Source organism: Erythrobacter sp. HA7-11, from assembly GCF_055693605.1.
In genome coordinates this window covers 2290054-2301246 of sequence record NZ_JBVFUF010000002.1, presented here as the reverse complement: position 1 = coordinate 2301246, position 11193 = coordinate 2290054, and the positions used below count along the sequence as shown (strand labels likewise).

Here is an 11193-nt window from a genome sequence, read left to right as displayed (position 1 = left end):
AACTATGATTCTACGAAAAAAATCAGTGCCAGTCTCTGCGTTAACCATAATTTTGGCAGCAACCGCTTCGGGTGCCGCCGCGCAGGATTTAACTGGCGACCTCGCTTCGAGCGATACCGATACGCTCCGTTCTGCGGTTCAGACGCGCTACGATGCGGCGTTGGCGGCGACCAAAGACGATAGCGTCGCATCGTCCAATGATCCGCGCTACATGTGGGCATCGGAAGCGAAAGTGCAGTGCGCCATCGCGATCGGATTTCTCAAATCCGGCACGCGTGACGAGACAAGCCTTAGCAAGTGTGACTACGCCTACCAGCGCATGAGCCTCGTGCCGCCGCCACCGACGCAGCCGCCAGTCGCCCCGCCGCCGCAGCGCGCAGAGTGCAACGCGCAGGAGCCGACGCTGATCTTCTTCGATTGGGATTCTTCGGTTCCCGCTGGTGATGCTGCCCAGACAGTCCGCAACGTGTCCGACACGGCGGAGCGCTGCAACTGGTCTTCGTTCAGCGTGGTGGGTCACACCGACCTTTCAGGCAGCGACACTTATAACAACGCGCTGTCGATGCGCCGCGCCGGTGCGATTGCCGATCTGATGGCGAGCATGGGTATTGATCGCAGCCAGATGTCGGTGCGCGCCGAAGGTGAAAGCAATCCAAGAGTGCCGACTGAAGACGGTGTTCGTAACCCGCAGAATCGCCGGGTTGAAGTCACGGTGTCCCGGTAAGGGTGGGGAGTAAGTTCGATGTTTAAGTATATTCTACCAGCAGCGGCTGCAGTTCTCCTTTCTGGCGGATCTTCGGTTGCTTATGCGCAAAACTCAGGCGGTGCGGTGACGATGCAGGAGGCGATTGATGTCGCCGTTCGCACCAACCCGGAAGTGCAAGAAGCCCAGTTCAACAAGGAAGGCATCCAGTTCGAGCGCAAGCAAGCGCAAGGCCTGTTCGGCCCGCGCGTCGATATTGAAGGGTCTGCCGGTGTCCGGCGGCTTGAAAACAACACGCGCCGCAATCTCGGCATTGCCGACCAGGAACTCTACCCGGTCGAGATCGGGATTACGGGTGAATGGACAGTGCTCGATTTCGGGCGCCGCCGCGGCGAATTGCTGCGTCAGGCTGCGCGCGTAGACGGGGCATCTCTGCGGGTGCTGGAGCGGTCTGAATTCATCGCGCTCCAGGTGTCGCGGCAATATCTCGATGTGCTGTTGCAACAGCGCGTTGCTGCCGCTGCGCAGGACAATCGCCGGTTCCACCAGATGCTGCTCCAAGACCTTTCGCAAGGTGTGGAGCAAGGCTCGATCAGTGTGGCCGACCAACAACAAGCCGAAGAACGGCTTCAAGCTGCGGTTGTGCGTGAGGAAGAAGCGCGCCGGACACTGACCGATGCGCAGATCTCGCTGCGGACGCTGACTGGGCTCGATCTGACCAATGTTGTGCTTCCGCCCGACCTGTCATCAGCTGTGCCGACCTCGCTCGACCAAGCGGTTGGACAGGCCCGTCTTCGCAACCCGCTGGTTCGTGAAGCGCAAGCCGATGTTGATGCGGCGAATGCCCGCGTCGATGCCGCCGAAGGGGAGCTTTACCCCACAGTCGGCCTCGAAGTACGCGGCCGTGTCGGTGACGATATCGATGGCTTCTCTGGCAAAACACATGATGTGCAAGGCCGCGTCGTGTTCCGCTGGAATGTTTGGGATAGCGGCATTAACCGCGCCCGCATTCAGGAAATGACACGCCGCTCGTCGCAGGCCCGTTATGCGCTGCACACCCGCCAGCGTCAGGCCGAAGAAGACGTGCGCTCGGCATGGAATGCGCGCGACACATCGGCGCGGATTGCCGAGGCTCTGGACCGTCAGGCCAGCGTTTCCGATGACCTGCTGCTGTCCTATCGCAGCCAGTTCAACATTGGTCGGCGGTCGCTGCTCGACGTGCTGGACGCGCAAAACACTAGGTTTAACACGCAAGTTCGTCTCGAAACGGCACGTTTCTCCGAAATTTTCGCGCGTTACCAGATTTTGGCTGCTACCAATAACTTCATCGACGCTCTCGGGGTTGCACCTGGCGCAGGCGCAGGTGAGAATGAGCGCGAACGGTTCGAGTATGGTCCACCGGTCGATGCCGAGCTGCAACGCCGCGTCTATCCCAAGTAATTGGGCTAGAAAGCTGGCCTGATGACGAGAGACAGAGTTGAACTTTCACGAGAACACATTGCCGGACACCGGGCCGGGAACGGAAGCGAGTGCGGGGGCGAAAGCCGCCTCCGCCGAAGCTTCGGATCCTGCTGCGGCTCCTGCAATTGATAGTCTCGCGCTATGCGTGACGGAGATTGCGCTCCGCTACGCATCCAGCCTGTCCCCCGCCGCCTTCTCAGCTCTACCTAAAGCCGCTGATGGCCGCCTGCCTTGGCATCAGGCCGACACCGCGCTGGATCTTGCGGGCGTCAATTACGACACGCTGAGGCAGCGCAAGCTGCCCAAACAAGACCACGCCTATCCCGCGCTGGTCGAGCTTTCCGACGAGCGGTTTATTCTCGTTCTCGAAGCGAACGAGGGCGAATTGCGCGTCTGGGAGCCGGAAAGCGGCGAGGAAGTGTGGCGTCCGCACGCAGATCTGGCTGATGATTACGCCGGGCGGCATTACTCGGTTTACGCCAATCCCGATCTTCAGCGCGAAGAGGAAGCACCGTGGCATGCAAAGGCGCGCGGACATTGGTTCTGGGGTGAGCTGCGCAAGGAATACAAATCCTTCAGCCCGGTGATCCTCGCCTCGTTCAACATCAACGTGCTGGCCGTCGCGCTGCCGCTGTTCACGATGAATGTCTACGACAGGGTCATCCCGAACCGCGCAACAGAAACTCTGTGGGTGCTTGGCCTGGGTGTGGCGCTGGTCTTCGCGCTCGAGTTTGCCTTGCGGCGCGGGCGCACGACGGTGCTTGATCAGATCGCGCGGCGGCTCGACCTCAAACTGTCGCAAAAGATTTTCGGACGATTGCTCGCAACGCCCTTAGACGAGCGGCAGGGCAATACCGGAGCCTTGGCCGCACGCGTCTCAGAATATGCGATTGTGCGCGATTTCTTCGCTTCGACGACGATCGTTCTGATGATCGACGTCCTGTTCCTGTTCGTCTTTGTCGGGGTGATTGCGATCATCGGTGGGTGGCTCGCATTGATCCCGCTCACCATCATCATCGCGATGATGATCGCCGGCTATTTCCTGCAGCGCAAAGTGACCGAAGCGGCCCAAGACGCGCAGGCGGATTACGGGCTGCAGCAGACGCTGCTGGTGGAATCGCTTGCTGGCATCGAAACGCTCAAGAGCATGGGCGGCGAGGGCGGAGCGCTGGGCCGCTGGTATCGTTTGGCCGAAGCAGGCGGACACTCGCAAGAGCGTCTGCGCAAGGTCAATTCGACCGCCGTCGGGCTCGCCCAGACTTTCCAGCAGGTCTCCACCGTTTCGCTGATCATTGGCGGCTATTACCTATTCGCAGCGGGCGAAATTTCGATGGGCGCGATCATTGCGATCGTGATGCTCGCCTCGCGCTCGCTCGCACCGGCAGGCCAGATCGCCTTCGTGCTGACGCGCGGGCGGCAGGCGAATGAAATGCTTTCCAGCATTGAACGGCTGTTTGAATCGAGCGACGAGCGGCAAGAGGGCGGATCGCTGACCGCGAGCGTGATCGAAAAGCCGACAATCCAGCTCGACAATGTCCGCTTTTCCTACCCTGACGCGCCGCAACCGGCGCTCGATGCGATCAATCTGACGATCAAGCCGGGCGAAAGGATCGCGATTGTTGGGCGCGTTGCTTCGGGCAAATCGACCTTGGGGCGGGTTCTGTGCGGCCTTTATCAACCGGGCGAAGGCTCGATGCTCGTCAACGGTTTGGATGCCAGCCAATACCGGCTGGGGCAGCTGCGCGATGCCTTGCGCTATGTCGGACAAGATGCCGCGCTCTTCTCCGGGACGGTGCGCGACAACCTCGCGCTTGGGCGCCGCGATGCGACCGACGACAGGATCATTGCCGCGCTGCAGGAAACCGGAGCGGATCAATTCCTCGCGCGCGAAGGCGGCGGGTTTGAGCGTTCGGTCGGCGAAGGCGGCAGTCGTCTGTCTGGCGGTCAGCGCTCGTTTCTCGCATTGGCGCGGGCGATGGTAACGCCGTGCGAATTGCTGTTTCTGGATGAGCCGACCGGCGCGATGGACAGCCAGACGGAAAAGCTGTTCACCGAGAAGCTGGGCGCGTCGCTTGCGCCCGATCAAACGCTCGTCATTTCGACCCACCGTCCGGCGCTGTTTTCACTGTGTGATCGCTTGATTGTCCTCAGCAATGGCAAGATCGCCGCAGACGGTCCGATCAAGGATGTGCTCGCTTCGGCAGGCGGCGCTGCAGAAGGATTGGCGCAATGAACCGGTGGCGCAAACTTGGCTTAAAGTCGCTGGCTTTGCTGCCGGTGCTGGCTCTGGTCGGATCGCCGATGATGGCTCCGCATGGCACCAGCATGGCGGCGGAAAATATGCGGATTGCCCCGGCGATTGAACGCTCGCTCACCGATATGTCGACCGGAGAAGGGCAGGAATTGGTGCTGGCCGGAATGGATGCGCAATCGCGCAATTCGCGCATTCCCAAGGTCACCGGCATGCTCAGTAGCCTTTCGAGTTACACGCCGATTGCGGTACGGCAGTGCGCAGTATGGCACGGCGCTCAAATGCCTAACCCAGGCTGTGTACTACGAAGCCGCCAATGAACCACGCCGCGGCAAACAGGCGGTGGCGCAGGTCGTGCTCAACCGCATGCGCCATCCGGCTTATCCGAACTCGGTCTGCGGTGTTGTTTATCAGGGCGTGAACCAGCGGGTTTGCCAGTTCAGTTTCACTTGCGATGGTGCGCTGTTGCGCAAGCCTTTGCAGCGCCAATGGTCGGAATCTCTGCAAGTTGCGAAAGAGGCGATTGCCGGGAAGCAATTGCCCGACGTCGGCACCGCCACGCACTATCACGCCGATTATGTCGTGCCGAAATGGGCGTTTACGCTGGCCAAGCTCGACGTGATCGGGCGGCATATTTTCTATCGGTTCCCCGGCAGTGCGGGCGAGCCGCGTGCGTTTGGGGCACGCTGGTCACGCTCTGAGGGGATACCGCAGATCAATTGGGCGCGGATCGAATTGGCTCTGGCAGATGCCGACGCGGAATTGGGCATTGAGGCGCTTGAGGAAACCTGGACGCCCGGCCTCACGGTTGCTCCCGCTGAGACCGATCGCCATGCGGTCAATGATGTTGGCGGGCGTATCGACACGACAAAGGAATGGCGTTTGAGCATTCCCGACCCGACCGAACTTGGCGGCAGTTATCGTTCGGCTTTGGAAAGCCAGGGTGAGGCTGTGGCCGAACGCGATGCGGACGCGCCTGAGGAAGTTCCTGCAGGGGAGGCAGCCCAGTGAGCGTGACGGAACGCTGGGATCGGCTCGATGCTTCGCGCAAGCTCATCATCGCGTCCGCCGTTGGCACGCTGATCCTGCTGGTCTGGGCCGGGTTTGCCGAGGTCGATAGCATTACACGCGGTTCGGGCCGCGTAATCCCGTCGAGCAAAGCGCAATTGGTGCAGCCTTCCGAGCCTGCGGTGATCGAGGAAATTCTCGTGCGCGGGGGACAGACAGTGAAAGAGGGGCAATTGCTCGTTCTGCTCGACGATGCGCAGTCGGCCTCGGAGCTGGGCCAGTTGCAGACCGAGAATCAGCGGCTTGCGGTGCGCGCGCAGCGGCTCGAAAACGAAGCGTCAGGCGGATCGCTTGGGTGTGAACCGGGAACGGTCTGCGCTGATGAGCAGCGTTTGCAACAGGCCCGCACGCAGGCAGCGCGGGCGCGGGAGCGCTCTTTGGCCGCTGCTATTGATCAGCGTCGCCGCGATCTCAGCGAGGCGCAGGCAACGGTTTCGTCTCTGCGCGACAGCGTGCGGCTTGCCCGCGAGCAGGTCACCATGCTTGAGCCATTGGCGCAGCAAGGCATTGTTCCGCGTACTGAATTGCTGACCGCGCAGCGCGATCTTGTGGACTCGCAGGGGCGCTTGTCCGCCGCTCAGCAGGCCGCCGGGCGAGCCTCTGCTGCGATCCGTCAGGCGCAGGCTGATCTCAATTCGGCCCAGCTGGACTTTCGGCAACAAGCGCTCAACGAACGCAGCGAAGTCACCACGCGCATGGCAATTAATGAAGAGACCATTCGCGGGGCCGAAGCGCGTCAGCAGCGCAACGAATTGCGCGCGCCTGCCGACGGCATTGTCAATGACGTTCAGATCACGACAGAAGGCGGTTTTGTAAATGCGGGCGAGAAGATCATGCAGATCGTGCCGGTGTCCAAGGCATTCGACCGCGCTCTAACCGAGCGCTAAATCGCGCAAAAAATCAGTAGCCGTGGAGCCACGCGCTGTCTGAGTTGAAGCTCAGGACAGGGCGGTAATCGTGCGATTGCGAGCCATCGAGGATTGTGTCCGTCGCATTGTCGAGGATCAGGTACTGGCCCTTGTGACGGACAACCAGAAACGCGTGGTCCTGGCGGCGTACCGTGTCCTTCACAATCGACAGGAACATGTCCTTGCGACGAATGCCGGCTGCTGCGAGCAGCTGCATCTTGGTGATCGCGTAATCCTCGCAATCACCTTTGCCGAGCTTCAGAGTCTTGCGCGCGCCCGCCCAATGGTCGGCCTTGCCGAACAGATCGCGGTCTTCAACGTAGTCGACCTTGCGGTTCACCCAGCGATTGATCTGGTCGATCGTCTCTAGCGACGCGCCAGGCTTTTTGCCGAAGTTTGCGCGAAGAACGCCTGACAGGGACTCCTTGCGCACGCGTTTCCAGTCGCGATCAAAGCTGGTTTTGCCGATTTTGATCCGCTTGGAAGCGAGAAAATCATCGCCGCCCAGCGTTTGGAGGATCGGCGCGCGTGCGCCAGCTGGCATCGCAGTTTGGGCTCTGCCCGGTATCTGAATGATGCCACTCTCTTGCGAACCGCCAATAAGCGGCGCGATGCTGGAGCTGCAGGTTTCAATCAGCTTGCCTCGTCCTGCGCTCGCAGGAGCGAGGGTTTCGACGGTAAAGGTCTGGACTGTCTCCGCAACCTGCGCCGCGCCTGCGCCTGCCTGCTGGGCCCGCATCAACTCGAGCGCGCTCATTTCATTGCCAAGGATCGCCTGACTCTTGGCGCCGCGCACAGTTGTGGGCTGCGCTTGCTGAGCGAATGCGGGCGCGACGGTTGGCGTCGCACACAAGGTATTGGCCGCGATAGTCGTCGAAACCGGCTGGACAGCAACCGCCATCACGCCTGCATGCGCCGGAGCTGCGGCGATGCCTGCGCTGATCGCAAAGCAGCCGAAGAGTCCCTTGGCTGTCTGCGTGAAGAGGTTGGTCCGTGTCATGCGAACCAATTCGCACGGTCACTGCCAAGGATGAGTTCTTAGGTAGAGTTAATTCCGAGGAAACTATGTTTTTTCCAAGTGACCGCGCAGGCCGCATGGCGCGGATCATTAAGCGGTTGGTTTTCGGAAATTTTTAGGCCCATCGGGCAATCAATAAACGACACCTGATCACAGTATTCGAGCAAACAATACTGCAGAAATTAGCGTTAGCTTAGCATTTGATTCAGAATCTCTGGTCCGAATTCCCTAAGCAACTTGCAGCGACCGCCCCAAAGCAAGGGGTCAGATCAAATCGATTCTCTCGCGCCGGTTCACGGTTCGCAAAGCTAGTTGTTGATGCGTCCCGCGATCAATCCGCGCCCGATCACATGGGCTTGTATTTCGCCCGCACCCTCGAAAATGTTGAGGATGCGCGCATCGCACAGCACCCGGCTGATCGGGTATTCCAGCGCATAACCATTGCCGCCATGCACTTGCAGCGCATTGTCCGCATTCGCCCAAGCGACACGTGCGCTCAGCAACTTCGCCATCCCCGCTTCGATATCGCAGCGCTCTCCGCGATCCTTGTGCCGGGCAGAGGCGTATGTAAGTTCGCGCGCCATCACCGTTTCCGCCGCCATGATCGCGAGCTTGTCTGACACGCGCGGGAAGGCGAGCAGGTTCTTGCCGAATTGCTTGCGTTCCAGCGCATAGCCGAGCGCGAGGTCGAACGCGTTCCAAGCCACTCCGATGGCGCGGGCGGCGGTCTGGATGCGCGCGCCCTCGAAGGTGCGCATCAGCTGCTTGAAGCCTTGCCCTTCCGCCCCGCCGAGTAGACTGTCAGCACCCGCGACAAAGCCATCGAATCCGAGCGCGTATTCCTTCATTCCGCGATAGCCGAGCACTTCGATTTCGCTGCCGTCGATGCCCGCATCGGGGAAGGGCGCGTCGTCGCTGCCGCGCGTTTTCTCCGCGAGCAGCATGGAAAGCCCGCCATAGCCCGGCCTGTCCGGATCGGTTCGGCACAAAACCGTCATCAGGTCCGCACGAGCTGCATGGGTGATCCAGGTCTTCGCGCCGTCGATGCGCCATGTGCCGTCACCCTGCTGGCGGCCGCGGGTGCTTACCGATGCGAGGTCGGAGCCAGTGTCGGGTTCGGTAAAGACGGCAGTCGGCAGGATCGAGCCATCGGCGATCTTGGGCAGCAGCCGCGCTTTCTGTTTGTCCGTCCCGTTCTCGCCGATCAACTCGCCCGCGATTTCCGAGCGTGTACCGAGTGAGCCCGCGCAAATCCATCCACGCGACAATTCTTCCGACACCAAAGCCATCGCAAGCTTGCCAAGGCCAAGCCCGCCATATTCTTCGGCGATGCAGACGCCGAATACGCCGAGGTCGGCCATCTTTTGAATGACCTCGATCGGGATCAGCGCGTCCTTGAGATGCCACTCGTGCGCGTGGGGTGTGATCTGGTCGGCGGTGAAGGCGCGGAATTGATCGCGGATCATATCGAGCGTTTCATCGCCCAGGCTTTCGTAGGGGCGCTCACCCTCGGCCAGCCTCTGCGCCAGCTCGGCGCGCGTTGCTGCTGTGCTTCCCTCGCTCAGAAAGGCCGCGATCGCTGGATCTTGGGCAAAGCTCCTCGCGGCGTCTTCCAGACCGAATTCAGCCGGGCGCACGATCTCATTGGCGCTCATCGCCACGCCGCCTGCTAACTGCGCGCAATATTCCCCGAACCCGACCCTCAGGCACAATTCATCGACCGGTTGGAAAACCCCGACGTCCGATGCAGACTTCGCCCAGCGGCTCGCAGCGCCCAGCGCTTCGACAGTGGTGGTTATCCATGCAAATCCGTGCAGAGCGCGCTGCCCTTGCTCGGCGAGCGCCGCATCCAGCCTTCCATCGGTGAAAATGCGATCGGCAACCTTGGAGTGAACGCGGTCCGAAAAACTCTTGGCCTTGGCGGCTGCTTCGCTTGCGAGTGAAATCCAGTCGGTCATCGTGCCATGCTTACGCAATGCGACCAGATTCGCCAGTCATGTGTCCAAACTTTGCTCCGCTTCATCGTCACGCATCCCGAGGACGGAAGCAAGACCCGCCTCATCCGGGGGTTTTTGAGCCGCAGGTCTGGCCATGCGCTTCATTTTACCGCATGTCGCAACACGGGATCACTGGGGAGTACATTTCGTGACGCTTGAGACGATCGATATCGTGATTATCGCGGCCTATGCGGTTGCGCTTTTGGGAATCGCCTTGGCAGTAAGCCGTGAGCCAAAGGGCCACGACAAGAACACGGAGGACTACTTCCTCGCCGGTCGCGCTTTGCCGTGGTGGGCGATTGGCGCGTCGCTGATCGCTTCCAACATCTCAGCCGAACAGATCATTGGCCAGTCGGGTCAAGGCTTTGCCGTGGGCATCGCGATTGCCGCCTACGAATGGCAGGCGGCGCTCGTCCTTATCATTGTTGCGAAATACTTCCTGCCGATCTTCCTGAAGCGGCGCATCTACACGATGCCGCAATTCCTTGAGCAGCGTTATGGCAGCGGCGTGAAGACGCTGATGAGCGTTTTCTGGGTTGCGCTCTATACCGCAGTGAACCTCACCACGGTTCTTTGGCTTGGCGGTCTTGCCGTAAGCACACTGACCGGCTGGGCGGTGCTGCCGAGCATGGCGGCGCTGGCGGGTTTTGCGGCGCTCTATTCGCTTTATGGTGGCCTGAAAGCGGTTGCCCTTACAGACATCATCCAGGTCGTCATTCTGATCTTTGGCGGGTTTGCCATCACATGGTTCGCGCTTGATGCGTTGCCAGCGGATGGCGCACTGGGTGGCCTCGGATTCCTCGCCCAAGAAATGCCGGGTCATTTCGAAATGATCCTTGATGAAAATCATCCCGCCTATGGCGACCTGCCGGGCATTTGGACCCTGCTTGGCGGGTTGTGGGTGCTCCACTTCAGCTATTGGGGTTTTAACCAATATATCATCCAGCGCGCTCTGGGCGCTGAAAACCTCGGCGAAGCGCAAAAGGGCCTGGCCTTTGCCGCGCTGCTCAAGCTGATCGTACCATTCATTGTGGTGATCCCCGGCATTGCGGCGGTGATCCTTGCGCAGCAAGGCGCGCTCGATGCGGGCGCTTTGGCTGAGCGTTCAGATCGGACCTATGGCGAGCTGATGGGCTTTGCGCCTGCTGGCCTGCGCGGACTGGTATTCGCGGCGCTGATCGCTGCGGTCGTGTCGTCGCTGGCGAGCATGATGAACTCGATCTCGACCATCTTCACAATGGACCTTTATCGCAGCGTAAAGCCGGAAGAGACCGAGCATCACTACGTGACGGTTGGACGCATCGCGGCCTTCACCGCGATGGCGCTGGCGCTTGTTCTTGCGCAGCCCTTTCTGGGAGGCTTTGAAAGCGCGTTCCAGACGGTTCAGGAATACACGGGATATATCGCGCCGGGCGTTGTGATCGTATTCTTGCTGGGCTTCTTCGACAAGCGTGCCAACGCGGCAGGAGCGTTTACGGCGCTTATCGGGTCCGTGGTGATGAACTTTATTGTCAACGCCGCTTTGCCAGATATGCCTTTCGTGATCCGCATTTGGATCGTGTTCCTGGTTGGCTTGGTCGCGGCGGCTGCGGTGTCTCGCATGACCGCTGCACCTGACGAAGAGCGGACCGTGAAGCTGGGCGATATAGCCTTCGCGACCGCTCCGATCTTCAACGCGCTTTCGATCCTGACCATCGCGATTCTTGTCGGGCTCTACGCCGTTCTTTGGTGAGTTAGGCGCAACAGTTCTGGTCCGTGCGCGCGGGTTTGCAAAAAAATCGCGCCAC

Annotated in this window: 9 protein-coding genes; 7 read left to right on the top strand and 2 right to left on the bottom strand. The window is 60.5% G+C overall.

What is annotated here, in order from left to right; genetic code table 11:
• Window positions 1-52 precede the first annotated feature (52 nt).
• From ACZ1GU_RS11755 to ACZ1GU_RS11730, 6 genes are read left to right on the top strand one after another with little or no spacing between them, the layout of a single operon-like run.
• A complete protein-coding gene (locus ACZ1GU_RS11755; RefSeq protein WP_472648173.1) occupies window positions 53-724 on the top strand; it encodes an OmpA family protein in 672 nt (223 codons plus the stop codon).
• Between the two features lie 18 nt (window positions 725-742).
• A complete protein-coding gene (locus ACZ1GU_RS11750) occupies window positions 743-2143 on the top strand; it encodes a TolC family protein (RefSeq protein ID WP_472648172.1) in 1401 nt (466 codons plus the stop codon).
• Window positions 2144-2180: 37 nt separating this feature from the next.
• On the top strand, window positions 2181-4397 hold the full coding sequence (locus ACZ1GU_RS11745) for a type I secretion system permease/ATPase (RefSeq protein ID WP_472648171.1): 2217 nt from the start codon (window positions 2181-2183) through the stop codon (window positions 4395-4397).
• A complete protein-coding gene (locus tag ACZ1GU_RS11740; protein ID WP_472648170.1) occupies window positions 4394-4735 on the top strand; it encodes a hypothetical protein in 342 nt (113 codons plus the stop codon). The genes ACZ1GU_RS11745 and ACZ1GU_RS11740 overlap by 4 nt, the downstream gene beginning before the upstream one ends.
• Window positions 4713-5426, top strand: coding sequence for a cell wall hydrolase (locus ACZ1GU_RS11735; RefSeq protein ID WP_472648169.1), 714 nt, complete (start codon window positions 4713-4715; stop codon window positions 5424-5426). Before ACZ1GU_RS11740 ends, ACZ1GU_RS11735 begins: the two co-directional genes overlap by 23 nt.
• A complete protein-coding gene (locus ACZ1GU_RS11730) occupies window positions 5423-6370 on the top strand; it encodes an HlyD family type I secretion periplasmic adaptor subunit (RefSeq protein WP_472648168.1) in 948 nt (315 codons plus the stop codon). The genes ACZ1GU_RS11735 and ACZ1GU_RS11730 overlap by 4 nt, the downstream gene beginning before the upstream one ends.
• Before the next feature lie 13 nt (window positions 6371-6383).
• On the opposite strand, the gene ACZ1GU_RS11725 is transcribed toward ACZ1GU_RS11730, so the two are convergent.
• Together ACZ1GU_RS11725 and ACZ1GU_RS11720 are read right to left on the bottom strand one after the other, a co-directional pair.
• Complete coding sequence (locus ACZ1GU_RS11725) at window positions 6384-7391, bottom strand: transglutaminase-like cysteine peptidase (protein ID WP_472648167.1); 1008 nt, start codon at window positions 7389-7391, stop codon at window positions 6384-6386.
• Between the two features lie 326 nt (window positions 7392-7717).
• Complete coding sequence (locus ACZ1GU_RS11720) at window positions 7718-9367, bottom strand: acyl-CoA dehydrogenase family protein (protein WP_472648166.1); 1650 nt, start codon at window positions 9365-9367, stop codon at window positions 7718-7720.
• Between the two features lie 187 nt (window positions 9368-9554).
• On the opposite strand from ACZ1GU_RS11720, the gene ACZ1GU_RS11715 reads away from it, so the two are divergent.
• On the top strand, window positions 9555-11138 hold the full coding sequence (locus tag ACZ1GU_RS11715; protein ID WP_472648165.1) for a sodium/sugar symporter: 1584 nt from the start codon (window positions 9555-9557) through the stop codon (window positions 11136-11138).
• Window positions 11139-11193 lie beyond the last annotated feature (55 nt).